This window comes from Brevundimonas sp. CURTG3B2_SDJG (genome assembly GCF_057364705.1).
Map to the genome: position 1 here is coordinate 1 of NZ_JBNFOJ010000059.1, position 12,827 is coordinate 12,827.

The following is a 12,827-nucleotide window of genomic DNA, read 5'->3' on the forward strand; positions in this document are numbered from 1 at the left end:
CGACGGTGGTCCAACAACGGCGGAGATCGCCGTCGAGGCGCGCCCCCTGCCGGTGCTGGGTCCGCCGCTGCGAGGCGGGCCGTGGGTGGCGGTCTATCAGCCCGAGATGGAGCGCGGGGCACCGCCGTGTCGCCTATGCCGTCGACGGCCGGCGCGGGTGCCGGGCCGCTTCGCCGTGGACTGGATCCGGGTCGACCAGGCCGGCGCCACTAGGCGGGCGGACGACAAGGCTCTGACCGCCGACTTCTCCTACGGGGCCGAGGTCCTGGCGGTGGCGGACGCGACGGTAGTTCGGACCCGCGACGGGGCTCCGGATCCGGCCGACCTGGACGGCGGCGGTCCGTCGACCTTGCGCGACGCCGCGGGCAACTACGTCGTCCTCGACATCGGCGAAGGGCGTTATGCATTCTACGAGCACCTGAGCCCCGGCCTGCGTGTCCGGCCGGGTGACCGGGTGCGGCGCGGACAGGTGATCGGGGCCCTGGGCTTCACCGGGCAGGCGTCGGGTCCGCACCTGCATTTCCACGTCAGCGACGGGGTCGAGCCGCTGACCGCCGAGGGGCTGCCCTATCTGCTGTCGGGTTACCGCACGCTCGGGCGTTACGCCTCCATCGAGGCGTTCGGCCGGGGCGGACCCTGGGACGCCGCGCCCGCGCCCGAGAGCCCGGCGTTTCCCCGCACAACGTTGTGGTGATGTTCGACTGAGGTTGTCGAACTCGATTGCGTACTTCTACTAGTCATGCATGCGATGGTTGTATTCTATTCTGTATCGCGACTAGTAGGTGTGCGTTCGTGAATCGAAGTTAAGCTTAAGTGTTAGGTGGAAGATTATAGCTGTGCGGTAATGCAGGGTCGCTTTTCTTCTCTGCGGCGGTCGCGATGCGCATCCTCTCCTGCCTCATCGGCGAACATAATCTTTTCATGGTCGGGCTGGCGGCGCTGATCTGCGTCCTGGGATCGTTCATCACGGTCCGCCTGTACGAGAAGCTGCGCACCGGCGCACGCGGCGCGCGGCTGTCCTGGGGCTTCATGGCCGCCATCGCAGGCGGCGCCACGATCTGGTGCACCCATTTCGTCGCCATGCTGGCCTATCAGCCCGGCGCGGAGACCACCTACGAACCGTTGCTGACCGGCTTGTCGTTGCTGGTCGCCATGGTCGGCTGCGCGGCGGCCCTGTCCGCCGGGTCGCTGCCCATGCGTGGCGCGGGCGTGCTGGGCGGAGTGCTGTTCGGCCTGGCGGTGACCGCCATGCACTACACCGGCATGGCCGCCTTCACGGCTGAGGCCTTCGTGACCTGGTCCATTCCCTACGTCGCCGCCTCGGTGATCGCCGCCATGGTCGGCGGCGGGCTGACCTTCGTTCAGGCCCGGCGCGGCCTGCAGGGCGCGCGGCGCTGATCGCGCCTGGACTGATGGTGCTGACCATCGTCGCCCTTCACTTCACCGCCATGGGCGCGCTGGTCGTGCAGCCGCTCGCGCCGCTGGAGGGCGCCGCGACGGGCGAGACCGCGCGCGGCCTGATGGCCGCCGGCGTCGCGGCCGTGGCCTTCCTGATCCTGAGCGTCGCCATGGCCAGCCATGCGCTGGAGGAGCAGACCCGTCGCCTGGCCCAGAAGCGCCTGAACCAGCTGATCGAAGGCAGCGTCGACGGCATGCTGGTCGAAGGCGAGGGCGGCATCGTGATCGCCAACGCCGCCTTCGCCGACCTGTGCGGCGCCCCGGCCGAGGCCCTGACGGGCACCGCGGTCGGCGCCTGGATCGATCAGGCCCAGGACATGCATGGCGGGATCCTGATCCAGAGCGAACTGAAGGCCTGCGACGGCCAGGCCATTCCGGTCGAGGTCGCGGTGCGCGAGGAGCGACGCGAGGACGGCCAGGGTCATTTCCGCGTCTTCGCGGTGCGCGACCTGCGCGCCCGCCTGGCGCAGGAGCGCCGCATCGCCCACCTGGCCCGCAACGACAGCCTGACCGGCCTGCCGAACCGCGCCTCGTTCCTGGAGAAGCTGAACCGCCAGATCGCCGTCGCCGAACCGGGTCAGAGCTTCGCCCTGCTGGCCATCGACCTGGACCGGTTCAAGGAGGTCAACGACCTGTACGGCCACGCGGTCGGAGATCAGCTGCTGGTCCACGTCGCGGGCCAGATGAAGGAGGCGACCCACGAGGGCGAGTTCGTGGCGCGCCTGGGCGGCGACGAGTTCGTGGCCATCGTGCCGATCGAGGATCGGGTCCAGGCCTTCGACGCGGCCGAGCGCCTGCGCAACGCCGTCCTGACGCCGGTGGAAGCCGAGCACGCCGAGCTGCAATGCGGCGCCAGCATCGGCATCGCCGTATGGCCCGACGACGCCGCCGAAGCCTCGGTGCTGATCAATGACGCCGACCTGGCGATGTATCGCGCCAAGGCCTCGCTGACCGACGACATCTGCTTCTACGAGGGCGCGATGGACGAGGCCGTGCGCGAGCGGCGCCGGATCACCCAGGGCCTGCGCGAGGCCATGGACGCGGATCGGTTCGAGCTGCACTACCAGGTCCAGGCCTCGCTGGAGACGGGCAAGGTGACGGGCTTCGAGGCGCTGCTGCGCTGGCGCCAGCCGGACGGAAGCTTCATCTCGCCGTCCGAGTTCATCCCGATCGCCGAGGAGACCGGCCTGATCCTGCAGATCGGCGAGTGGGTGCTGCGCAAGGCCTGCGCCGAGGCGGCCGGCTGGCCGGAGCCCCACAAGATCGCGGTGAACCTGTCGCCGGTGCAGCTGTCGCACACGGACCTGCCGAGGTTGGTGCACCAGATCCTGGTCGAGACCGGGCTGTCGCCCAGCCGGCTGGAGCTGGAGATCACCGAGACGGCGATGATCTCGGACCTGAACCGGACCACCCATGTCCTGCGCCAGCTGAAGCTCCTGGGCGTGTCGATCGCCATGGACGATTTCGGCACCGGCTATTCGTCGCTGTCGACGCTCAGGGCCTTCCCCTTCGACAAGATCAAGCTGGACCGGTCGTTCATGTCCGAGGTGGACGCCAGTCCGCAGTCGCGCGCCATCATCCGCGCCGTGCTGGCCCTGGGCGAAAGCCTGGACATCCCGGTGCTGGCCGAGGGGGTCGAGACCAGCGGCCAGCTGCAGTTCCTGCGCGAGCAAGGCTGCAACGAAGCCCAGGGCTATCTGCTGGGCCGGCCCGAGCGCGACAGCCAGAACGGCACCGCCATAGACGCCCTGATCATCGCGCCGGACGGCGGGAACGACCTCGCGGAACCGGAACGGGCGGCGCTGGCGGGGTAAGGGCCGCCGGGGTGAACGGATGAGGAGGACCTAGTCGCGGCCGTACTCCCAGTCGTAGGGCACGCCCGCCTGGCCCAGGACGGCGCGAACCAGGTCGGCGAAACCCGGCTCGGCGCGGACGTCGTTGGACAGGATCACGATGCAGCGCCGGCCCTGTTCCAGACAGACCATGGTGTTGCCGGTCGAGTCGTTGTGGCCGCCCTTGAAGAAGCCCTGGCCCTGCGGCCCGGTGAAGGTCACCACGCCCAGACCGGCCTGCAGGTCGGGACGACGCTGGTCGGCCGGCAGTTCGTCCTGCAGCGTCGGGAACTGGCTGGCGGTGGTGATCGGCAACTGCGGGCGGACCATTTCGGCCCGGGAGGCGGCGCTCAGCCCTTCGCCGCGGATCAGGGCGGCGGCGAACCGGCCCATGTCCGTGATGGTGGTATCCATCGAGCCTGCGACGCGGACCTTGCTGCGCTCGTCGTGGGGCTCGGGCGACCCGTCCGCCTTCCAACCGTCCGCGAGGTTCGCCGCGAAGTCCGGGCGCCACTTCAGGCTGGTGTTGGTCATTCCCAAGGGATCGAACACGCCGGTCTGCAGGATCCGGCCATAGTCGCGGCCCAGCCCCTTCTCGACCATGAACTGGATCAGGATCAGGCCATCGCCGGAATAGGCGTAGCGCGTGCCGGGATCGAAATGAATGCGCAGGCGCTGGTCCGGCTCGTCCCAGTAGAAGTTGGAGAAGCCGGTCGAGTGGGTCAGGCTGACGCGCGGGGTGATCCTCCGCCAGCGGGGATCGTCGGCCAGGCCGCGCCAGTCGGACCAGTAGTCGGCGATGTGCTCGTCGTACATCGAGGGAAGGTCGGGCAGGATCTCCGCGACGGGCCGGTCCAAGTCCACCACCCCCTGGTCGATCAGCTGAAGCACCGAATAGGCGAAGACGGTCTTGGTCAGGGAGGCGCCGTACATGATGGTGTCGGGCGTCAGGCGGCGGCCCGAGGCGTCGCGCTCGCCATAGGCCTGGACGTAGGCGACGCGGCCTTCGTCGACGACAGCGACGGCCAGGCCGCGCGCATGGGTCTGCTGCATCAGCCGGGCGACGGCCGCGTCGATCGCGGGCCCGTCGGGAACCTCCGCCAGGGCTGGAGCCCCTGTCATGAACAAGGCCGTCAGGGCCAGGGCGGTCGCTCGCGGAGCCGTCATCGGAAATCCTCTCCTGGGTCGTTCGCATCCCACCACGAAACCCGCCCGGCGTTGACTTAAACTACGTCCATGTGCATAAGCCCCGCCTTCACGCACCCGGCCTCGGTCGGAGGCGTGTTTCATGACGGACGATGCGTGGACCGCCGTTGGGATCGTCTCTCCAATCCGGGAGAGACCGGGCCGCATCAACATAGAGAGTGACTTATGTCCAAGCGCCATAGCGCCAAGTACAAGCTCGACCGGGCCATGGGTGAAAACCTGTGGGGCCGTTCGAAGTCCCCGGTGAACAAGCGTTCCTACGGCCCTGGTCAGCACGGCCAGCGCCGCAAGTCCAAGGTCTCTGACTTCGGCCTGCAGCTGAAGGCCAAGCAGAAGCTGAAGGGCTACTACGGCAACATCACCGAGAAGCAATTCTCGTCGATCTACGCCGAAGCCACGCGCCGCAAGGGCAACAGCTCGGAAAACCTGATCGGCCTGCTGGAATCGCGCCTGGACGCCATCGTCTACCGCGCCAAGTTCGTCCCGACCGTCTGGGCCGCCCGCCAGTTCGTCAGCCACGGCCACGTGACCGTCGACGGCAAGAAGGTCGACATCGGCTCGTACCGCGTGAAGCCGGGCCAGGTGATCGAGGTCAAGGAAAAGAGCCGCAACATGGCCCTGGTCCTGGAAGCCCAGCAGTCGTCGGAACGCGACGTGCCGGACTATCTGGAGATCGGCGACCGCGGCTTCTCGGTCCGCTACGTCCGCGTCCCGGAACTGGCCGACGTGCCGTTCCCGGTGAAGATGGAGCCGAACCTGGTCGTCGAATACTATTCGTCGTAATCGCGACGCCGACGACAGCGAAGCTGGAAAGGTCCCGGAGAAATCCGGGACCTTTTTCTTGGCTTTGCAGGGTTTTAACGAGCGACACGCCGTTGTGTACGGTAGCGGTCTATCTTTGCTTGAGGAAAGGGCGCAGGGTTCACTCATCGCGGGCCGTAAACAACGGGCGTCCGCGGCTGGAAGAGATCGGTAGCGCACGCCGCATACTCCCGCCTGGTCGGTTCGGGAGGAGTCCGTGACCTACTTTTGTTTCATTGAATCAGACATTCTCAGCGTTCCGCACATGGAGCCTCTGGCCGCAGACAGTCCGAAGGCCGCCGCCGACGAGGCCCGCCATCTGCTGGCCCAGCACGCCAGCGGGGTCGCGGCCCATGTCTTCCGGGGCGAAGAACGGGTGATCACCTTGCGGCCCGTCGGGGTCGAGGCGTGACCCCATGGGGGCCGCCGACTTCAGGGCGTTCCGGTTCCGTCACGGGCTGAGTCAGGCCGCGCTGGGCGAGGCTCTGGGCGTCGGCCGGCACGCCATCATCGAGATTGAGCAGGGGCGCGTCGAACCGTCTGGCCTGCTGTTGCTGGCCCTGGCGGCCTATGCGGCGGGATTGGGGCCCTATCGCAGCGATCCGGAGGATCTGCGGGCCTTTGAGGCGGCGGCGCCTCTGCGCATCAGCGGTCCGCCGGCCTCCCGGTCCGCGCACCCGAGCTGACGAGCAGGCCATAAGGGCGAACGCCCGGTTCCCTTACGGAACGAACACGCGCACAATCCGCGGGTTCAGGATTCAGGCGGGAGGCCCGGATGCGATCGTCGGTCATGCTCGCCTCGCTGGCGCTGTTCCCCGCCCTGTCGGGGTGCGCCTTGCTGAGCAGCCTCGCGCCCGGCGATCAGACGGCGGTGGCCGAAGGCCAGATCGAACCCATCCACGCCGCGGCCATCGCCCAGGACCAGGCGGTGTTCTGGGTCAGTTCGAACGGCTGCACCCGCAAGGCGGACCTGAACCCCGTGGTGCGCCGCAGCGGCGACACCTCGGTCATCACCCTGCGCCGCCTCAAGGAGGATCGCTGCGACGGAGCGCGGCCCGAGGGGATCGAGGTGCGCTGGTCGTTCCGCGAGCTGGGCCTGGCCCCCGGGGCCCGGGTGTCGGTCGAGAACCCCTACCAGATGCCGCCGAGTTGAGACGGTCCGCAGCTGTCCGATTGTTCACGTGCCATTCAGCCTGAGAGACGGCAGATAAGGCCAAGCTTCGAAACACGGAAGCGCACTCTCATCGTCCGGAAGGGGACTTCCTCATGCGTCGTATCGCTCTCGCTCTCGCCCTCATCATCGCGGCGCCCTCGCTGGGCGGCTGCATCATCGTGGCCACCGAGAAGCCGACCACCCGCGTCATTCATCAGGCGCCGGACGCCGCCGAGTGATGCGGGTCCTGATCGCCGCCGCCCTGGCCGCGCCCGTGCTGTCGGGCTGCGTGATCTATGCGAACGAAGGCGGCGAGAAGGACGTCGTCGTCCGCTTCAGCGACCAGGCCCCGCCGTCGCTGGAAGCGGTGCGCGGCGCCCGGATCGCGGACGGCCGGCTGGTCGTGCGGGTGGACTCCAACGGCTGCACCGACGCGGCGGACTTCGCCGTCGACCTGGCCCCGGCCAGCGACGGCCGGACCGAGATCGCGCTTCGCCGCACCGACGCCGACCTGTGCAAGGCGCTGGTCCCCGACGGCGTGGAGGTCAGCTGGTCGCTGTCCGAACTGGGCCTGGAGCCTGGGACAGAGGCGCGCCTGGTCAATCCGACGCGGCTCTGAGGCCTGTCCCCAAGGTTGAATCCATCGCGCCTTCCGGCGAAACTGGTTCGGCCTGGGGAGGGTTCAATGCTGTCACTGCTGCTCGCCTTGCTGGTCGGACAGGATCCGGCCGTCGCCACGTCCTCGGACCCGCCTCTGGTCGAGTTGCGGCAGAGGCTCGAGGCGCGCAGCGAGGCGGGGGTCGCGGCCGGCCACACCGGCTCGGTCGTTCTGGAGATCACGGTCCAGCCGGACGGAAGCAAGGGCGCCGCGACGGTCGTGGAATCGTCGCGGTCGGACCTGCTGGACGCCGAGGCGGTCCGGCTGCTGGAGGGGGCCGGCTTTCGGGCGCCGTCACAGGTCACGCGCTACCGTGCGAAGGTCGAATTCAGCGCCGCCGACGAGGCCGTGACCTGCGCCGGCATGGCGCGGCAGGTGCGCTGGTTCCAGCAGGCCTGGCCCGAGCGGCCGCTGAAGGAGGCTGAGATCTTCAACATCTCGCGTGGCCTTCTGCTGGTCGCGGGCCTGCCGGACACGCCGAACCGGGAGGCCGCCCGCGCCCAGGGCCGGCAATGGGACCGCTTCGAGGCGGAGTTTCCTCAGATCGTCGAGGCCTGCGAACGCGAGCCGGACCGGCCTTATTTCCCCATGCTGGGCGAATGGGCGCGGCGCGGATAGGCGATCAGCGCCGCTCGAAGGCCGGCAACATCTCTGCGGGAATGCGGGCGGGACGCATGCTCTTGGCGTCGACAAGCACCCATTCGGTCACGCCTTGGGCGCACAGCTTGCCGTCGGCGTCTTCGATGCGGACGTAGCGGTTGAAGCGGGGCCCCTGGGGATCCCCGACCCAGGTGCGGGCCTTCACGCCCGTCGCATCGGGCATCAGGGGGCGGAAGTAGTCGATCTCGTGCCGGGTGCCGACCCACGACCATTTGGCGCGCGTCTCGGCGTCGAAGCGGGCGTTCCAGTGGGCCGTGCCGGCATCCTGCAGCCAGCCGACGTAGACCACGTTGTTGACGTGGCCGTTCTCGTCGATGTGCTCGGGCCGGACCTCGAGGGGAAGCTCGAAAATCTCGCGGTCCGCGCGCGGCTCCAGCTGGGCGCGCGGCATCAGGCGTCGAGGTCGCCCGACTCCGAGCCAAGGGGTACGCCCTTGTCGGCCATCAGGGTCTGAAGCTCGCCCGCGTTGAACATCTCGCGCACGATGTCCGAGCCGCCGACGAACTCGCCCTTCACGTACAGCTGCGGGATGGTCGGCCAGTCGGTGAAGGCCTTGATGCCCTCGCGCAGGGCCTCGTCCTGAAGGACGTCCACGCCGACGAACGGCGCGCCGATGTGATCCAGGATCTGCACGGCCAGCGAGGAGAAACCGCAACGCGGCGCGTCGGGCGTACCCTTCATGAACAGCACGACGTCATGCTGCTTCACCGTATCGGCGATGAAGGCGTGGACGGGGTCGGCGACGGCTTGGTCGGTCACGGGGAGGGCCTTTCGGTTCAGGCCGTCAGCTAGGGACCGGCGAGGCGGCGGTCAAGGGCGCCGGTCGCCGCGCCGGAACGGGGCGCCGGACCTGACGTTGTTCGACGGAAGGCCCGCCGGGCGGAAGGAGCCGAATGCAAACGCCGGAACCGCGCAAGGGGACGCCGTCTCCCAAATTGAACCGGGCCGACTTCCGGGCGCGCTATCTGAGCCGGTTCGCCGACCCGGCCTTCACGCCGCTGCGGGCGGAGCTGGAAAGGATCGCCGACGTCGCATGGGAAGCCTATTCCGAAGGTCGGAAGTCGCCCGTGACCCGCAAGGCCGGCCCCGGCTACGCCGACCCGGACTACGACCTGGCGATTGATTGGCTCAACGCCAAGGCGATGATCGAGGCGGCTCAGGCGCGGTTCCTGGACCCCGAGGGCCCGCTGCAGGTTCTGCTGATCAACGGCTCGTCCCGCTCCGAGCACACCTGTCCGGGCGAGATGTCCAAATCCTACCGGCTGGTCGAGATCGCCGATCGGGCGCTGAAGCTGGCCGGGATCGAGACCCGGATCCTGGACCTGTCGCGCCTGGCGTCGGAGTTCGGGCGCGAGATCCATCCCTGCAAGGCCTGCTTCTCGACGTCGGCGGCGCTCTGCCACTGGCCCTGCAGCTGCTACCCCAACTATTCGCTGGGGCAGGTGAACGACTGGATGAACGACATCTACCCCATGTGGGCGGAGGCGCACGGCGTGTTCATAGTGACACCGGTGAACTGGTATCAGGTCTCAAGCCCGTTGAAGCTGATGATGGACCGGATGGTCTGCGCCGACGGCGGCAACCCGGATCCCACCCTGACCCAGGGCAAGGACGCCAGGAAGGCGAAGGCGGAGGAGCTGAAGGGCTGGGCCTATCCGCGCCATCTGCAGGGGCGGATCTTCTCCGTGGTCGTGCATGGGGACGTCGAGGGGGCCGAGAACGTCCGCCGGTCGCTCTCGGACTGGCTGAAGTTCATGAAGTTCACGCCCGCGGGCCCCGACGCCGAGATCGACCGCTACATCGGTTACTGGGAGCCGTACGCCACCAGCCACGACGCCCTGGATCGGGACGAGGACGTGCAGGCCGAGGTGCGTATCGCCGCCGAGCAATTGGCGCGGGCGGTCAGGGCGCGACGCGCGGGCCGGCTGGAGATGACCTACCAGGGTCTGGAGAGCCCCCGCCAGAAGTAGGGCGGGGAGGGGCGGATCAGGCCGCCTTGGCCCCGGCGATGCGGGCCATTTCGATCTGGGCGGCCAGGCCAGGCGGCATGTCGCGATCGGGCACCAGCGCCAAGGCGTTCAGGCGCTCCACGTCGGAGGCCTCGATCAGCACGCTGGACACGGCCGGGTCGGTCATGGCGTAGGCTAGGCAGATCGACTCGGCCGGCCAGTTGGCGGTCTGGTGCAGGAAGGCGAACGTCCCGGCGCCCGCCAGCGGGTCGTTCTTGGGCCGTCCGGACGACTTGCCGAAGCCGAAGAAGCCCTTCTTCTCCTGGTGCGCGGTCGAGGCTTTGCGCGCCGTGTCCAGGCTTTCGGGGAAGTAGCCGTAGACGAAGATGGCCATGTCCTGCTCTCGCGCGATCCGCAGGCGGTGGCGGATCTGCCAGGGCGAGTTGACGTGATAGGGCGTCGCCAGCACGTCGAAGGCGCCGGTCGAGACATAGGTGTCCATCACCTCGCCTTCGCCCGACACGCCCAGCAGGCGCACCCGCTCGGTGGCCCGGAGCGCCTTCAGCGCGTTCAGGGAGGATTGGGGCAATTCGTGGTCGCCCGGCTCGTCCAGGATGGCCAGGTCGAACCAGCCCAGGCCCGAGGCGTGCAGGGCCCGGTCCATGGCCGCCGTCATGCCCTCGGCCGAGAAGTCCCGATCCGAGCCGCGGCGTCCGTCGCCGGCGCCCAGCATGATGGAAATCTGGACCAGCTTGCGGTCCACGTGGCGCAGGGCCTCGCCCAGGACCTCGGCCAGCACCGGGTCGGCGGTCTCCAGCCGGTAGGAGTTGATGCCGGCCTCAAGCGCCGAATAGATCAGTTCGCGCCCGGCCTCGGGGCCGCCGGCGATGTCGCGGGCGCCCAGGCTGAGCGTCAGGGCCGAGACGGCCTGGCCCGCGTATCCGAAGGGGCGGTAACGCATGGCGTCAGGCTCCCGGGGCCGAGGTTTCGAGCGCCAGCGCGTGCAATTCGCCGCCCATCTTGCCCTTCAGCGCGGCGTAGACGAGCTGGTGCTGCTTCACGCGGGGCATGCCCGCGAAGGCCGTCGAGACGATCCGCGCGCGATAGTGGTCGCCATCGCCCGCCAGATCGTCGATGGCGATCTCGGCGTCGGGAAAGGCCTCGACCAGATGGCTGCGAAGCTCTTCGACGGGCATGGGCATGGGCGGACGCACTCCGGGTTGTCCGGCCAGCTTGCCCCGTAAACCTTAATGGCAGGCTACGCGGCGGCCGGTTTGCCTCGATCATTGACCAGCCCGTGGCGCCTGTAGAGCTCCATCTCGTCGCCGGCGAGGAAGGCGAAAATCCTGGGCCCGTCCTGGCGCCGAAGCAGGTAGACGATGTCGAACGGAATGGTCAGGTCCGAGCCGTCCGGACGGGTGTAGTCGGCCTGGTAGGAGACCCGCACGCTGTCGTGCCCCTCGTACAGTTCGGTCGCCTGGACGCCGACGACCCGCATCCGACGCGTGCCGATCCTTCGATAGAAGGCGTAGCCGCGTCGCAAGACCAGGCTGAACAGCAGGCCGTTCCTTGCGCAGTTCACCCCTTGGGGCCCGGCGGCCAGGAAGCATTTGGTGAACCGGGCGCGGATGGCGGCGACATCCAGCCGCCCCTCCAGCGCGTCGGTGTACAGACGGGCGTAGTCCGCGAACCAGGCGTCGTAATCGGGCATCGCCATGCCCCAAGCAACGCATCAGACGGCGAGGCGCTCCAGCAGGGTCACCGGCGCGCCCTTGTACTCGGTCTCGGCGTAGGGGACGTAGCCGACGCGCCGGGCCAGGGCGTGCGAACGGGCGTTGCCGGGCGAGATCATGCAGACCGTGCGCGCCGCGGCCAGGCTGTCGTCGCACCAGGCCAGGGCGGCCGACAGGGCCTCGAACGCCAGGCCCTGGCCCTGGAAGCGCGGCGCGACGCCCCAGCCCAGCTCGGGCGCGTCGAAGGCCGGCTCCATGATCCGGCGATAATCCAGCACGCCGACACTGCCGACATAGCGGCCGGTCGCGGTCTCGCGGATGGCCCAATTGCCGTAGCCTAGCGCCTCCCAATGACCGATGTCGCGCAGCAGGCGGAACCAGACCTCCTCGGAAGACAAGGCGGCGGGGAAGATCGCGGTGGCGAAGGCGGGATCGCCCCAAAGCGCCGTCAGGTCCTCGAAATCCGAGATCTGGACGGGCGTCAGCGTCAGGTGGTCGGTGATCAGGGTGGTGGTCATGAAGCCTCGAAAAGCGCGCCGGCGCGTTCGATCCGCGTCCGGCCGGCGATGTCGGTGACGGCGTAGGTGAAGCCGGGCTGCAGGGCGAAGGCCCCCGCCCGTCCTTGCTTGTCCAGCGCCAGGAGGGCGACCTGTGACCGCGCCACCTTCGTTCCGCGCAGGTGGGCCAGCCGTTCGATCACCTGGCGGCAGGCCGCGGTCGGGTCCAGGCCCGCGCGCATCGCCTCGACCACCGCGTGCGAGCCGGCGACCCGGACCACGTCCTCGCCCACGCCGGTGGCGGTGCAGCCGCCGACCTCGTCGTCGATATACAGGCCCGCACCGATGATGGGGCTGTCGCCGACCCGGCCGCGCATCTTGAACGCCAGCCCCGAGGTGGTGCAGGCGCCCGCCATCCGGCCGTCGGCGCCGATCGCCAGCAGGCCGATGGTGTCGTGGTGCCGGACCGCCCGGCGTGGCGCGCCAGTCGGTGTTCTCGCGGTTGATGCGGGGGGCGTAGTCGGCGGTCTTCAGCCATTCGCGCCAGGCGACCTCGGCCTGCGGCGTCGGCATGGCGACGGTCGGGAAGCCCTGTTCCAGGGCGAAAGCCCGCGCGCCTTCGCCGACCAGCATGGTGTGGGGCGTCTTCTCCATGACGGCGCGGGCGACCGAGACGGCGTGGTTGACGTCCTCCAGCGCGCAGACCGCGCCGATGTCGCCGGCCCAGGTCATCACGCAGGCGTCCAGCGTCACCTTGCCGTCTCGGTCAGGCCAGCCGCCCAGGCCGACGGAGGTGTTGGCGGGGTCCGCCTCGGCCAGCGCGGCCGCCGGCTTCGACCATGTCCAGCGCGTCTCCGCCGCGCAGCCGCCGCTCCACGCC

The 12,827-nt window shown here is 69.0% G+C and carries 18 protein-coding genes and 2 pseudogenes; 11 read left to right on the forward strand and 9 right to left on the reverse strand.

Annotated features, from left to right (window positions below; genetic code table 11):
- The 3 genes from AC2W7C_RS05870 to AC2W7C_RS05880 form a co-directional block, all read left to right on the forward strand.
- Positions 1-694 (forward strand): M23 family metallopeptidase (locus tag AC2W7C_RS05870; protein ID WP_486000602.1); only part of this gene is annotated, 694 nt, incomplete at its 5' end.
- Positions 695-879: 185 nt separating this feature from the next.
- Complete coding sequence (locus AC2W7C_RS05875) at positions 880-1,398, forward strand: MHYT domain-containing protein (RefSeq protein ID WP_486000603.1); 519 nt, start codon at positions 880-882, stop codon at positions 1,396-1,398.
- A gap of 14 nt (positions 1,399-1,412) precedes the next feature.
- Complete coding sequence (locus AC2W7C_RS05880) at positions 1,413-3,272, forward strand: putative bifunctional diguanylate cyclase/phosphodiesterase (RefSeq protein ID WP_486000604.1); 1,860 nt, start codon at positions 1,413-1,415, stop codon at positions 3,270-3,272.
- Between the two features lie 30 nt (positions 3,273-3,302).
- Here AC2W7C_RS05880 and AC2W7C_RS05885 read toward each other — a convergent pair whose 3' ends face one another.
- A complete protein-coding gene (locus AC2W7C_RS05885) occupies positions 3,303-4,457 on the reverse strand; it encodes a serine hydrolase domain-containing protein (protein WP_486000605.1) in 1,155 nt (384 codons plus the stop codon).
- 204 nt (positions 4,458-4,661) lie between these two features.
- Between AC2W7C_RS05885 and rpsD the strand changes: the two genes are divergently transcribed.
- From rpsD to AC2W7C_RS05920, 7 genes are all read left to right on the forward strand, one after another.
- Positions 4,662-5,279: a 30S ribosomal protein S4 gene (rpsD, locus tag AC2W7C_RS05890; RefSeq protein ID WP_486000606.1), complete on the forward strand. Its 618-nt coding sequence runs from the start codon at positions 4,662-4,664 to the stop codon at positions 5,277-5,279.
- 283 nt (positions 5,280-5,562) lie between these two features.
- Positions 5,563-5,709 carry a hypothetical protein gene (locus AC2W7C_RS05895; RefSeq protein WP_486000607.1) on the forward strand — a complete coding sequence of 49 codons (147 nt, stop codon included), beginning with the start codon at positions 5,563-5,565 and terminating at the stop codon, positions 5,707-5,709.
- A gap of 4 nt (positions 5,710-5,713) precedes the next feature.
- On the forward strand, positions 5,714-5,983 hold the full coding sequence (locus tag AC2W7C_RS05900; RefSeq protein ID WP_486000608.1) for a helix-turn-helix transcriptional regulator: 270 nt from the start codon (positions 5,714-5,716) through the stop codon (positions 5,981-5,983).
- A gap of 89 nt (positions 5,984-6,072) precedes the next feature.
- Positions 6,073-6,450, forward strand: coding sequence for a hypothetical protein (locus AC2W7C_RS05905; RefSeq protein WP_486000609.1), 378 nt, complete (start codon positions 6,073-6,075; stop codon positions 6,448-6,450).
- 113 nt (positions 6,451-6,563) lie between these two features.
- Positions 6,564-6,689, forward strand: coding sequence for a hypothetical protein (locus AC2W7C_RS05910; protein ID WP_486000610.1), 126 nt, complete (start codon positions 6,564-6,566; stop codon positions 6,687-6,689).
- Positions 6,689-7,069, forward strand: coding sequence for a hypothetical protein (locus AC2W7C_RS05915; RefSeq protein WP_486000611.1), 381 nt, complete (start codon positions 6,689-6,691; stop codon positions 7,067-7,069). The genes AC2W7C_RS05910 and AC2W7C_RS05915 overlap by 1 nt, the downstream gene beginning before the upstream one ends.
- 66 nt (positions 7,070-7,135) lie before the next feature.
- A complete protein-coding gene (locus tag AC2W7C_RS05920) occupies positions 7,136-7,726 on the forward strand; it encodes an energy transducer TonB family protein (RefSeq protein ID WP_486000612.1) in 591 nt (196 codons plus the stop codon).
- A 4-nt stretch (positions 7,727-7,730) separates the two neighbouring features.
- On the opposite strand, the gene AC2W7C_RS05925 is transcribed toward AC2W7C_RS05920, so the two are convergent.
- Positions 7,731-8,159, reverse strand: a complete 429-nt coding sequence (locus AC2W7C_RS05925) for an acyl-CoA thioesterase (RefSeq protein ID WP_486000613.1) — start codon at positions 8,157-8,159, stop codon at positions 7,731-7,733.
- The gene (gene grxD, locus AC2W7C_RS05930) at positions 8,159-8,527 is read right to left on the reverse strand and encodes a Grx4 family monothiol glutaredoxin (RefSeq protein ID WP_486000614.1); all 369 of its coding nucleotides are present in this window, start codon (positions 8,525-8,527) and stop codon (positions 8,159-8,161) included. Before grxD ends, AC2W7C_RS05925 begins: the two co-directional genes overlap by 1 nt.
- 134 nt (positions 8,528-8,661) lie before the next feature.
- Here grxD and AC2W7C_RS05935 point away from each other — a divergent pair, with 134 nt between their 5' ends.
- Complete coding sequence (locus tag AC2W7C_RS05935; RefSeq protein ID WP_486000615.1) at positions 8,662-9,738, forward strand: flavodoxin family protein; 1,077 nt, start codon at positions 8,662-8,664, stop codon at positions 9,736-9,738.
- A gap of 16 nt (positions 9,739-9,754) precedes the next feature.
- On the opposite strand, the gene AC2W7C_RS05940 is transcribed toward AC2W7C_RS05935, so the two are convergent.
- The 6 genes and pseudogenes from AC2W7C_RS05940 to AC2W7C_RS05965 all read right to left on the reverse strand — a co-directional run.
- A complete protein-coding gene (locus AC2W7C_RS05940) occupies positions 9,755-10,678 on the reverse strand; it encodes an aldo/keto reductase (protein WP_486000616.1) in 924 nt (307 codons plus the stop codon).
- A gap of 4 nt (positions 10,679-10,682) precedes the next feature.
- A complete protein-coding gene (locus AC2W7C_RS05945; protein WP_486000617.1) occupies positions 10,683-10,919 on the reverse strand; it encodes a BolA/IbaG family iron-sulfur metabolism protein in 237 nt (78 codons plus the stop codon).
- 56 nt (positions 10,920-10,975) lie between these two features.
- Positions 10,976-11,428: a hypothetical protein gene (locus AC2W7C_RS05950; RefSeq protein WP_486000618.1), complete on the reverse strand. Its 453-nt coding sequence runs from the start codon at positions 11,426-11,428 to the stop codon at positions 10,976-10,978.
- Positions 11,429-11,449: 21 nt separating this feature from the next.
- The gene (locus AC2W7C_RS05955; RefSeq protein WP_486000619.1) at positions 11,450-11,968 is read right to left on the reverse strand and encodes a GNAT family N-acetyltransferase; all 519 of its coding nucleotides are present in this window, start codon (positions 11,966-11,968) and stop codon (positions 11,450-11,452) included.
- Positions 11,965-12,408: pseudogene (locus AC2W7C_RS05960) on the reverse strand (isoaspartyl peptidase/L-asparaginase); the annotation flags it as partial. The gene AC2W7C_RS05955 and the pseudogene AC2W7C_RS05960, both read right to left, overlap by 4 nt.
- Positions 12,409-12,523: 115 nt before the next feature.
- A pseudogene (locus tag AC2W7C_RS05965) lies at positions 12,524-12,766 on the reverse strand (isoaspartyl peptidase/L-asparaginase); the annotation flags it as partial.
- Positions 12,767-12,827: the final 61 nt, after the last annotated feature.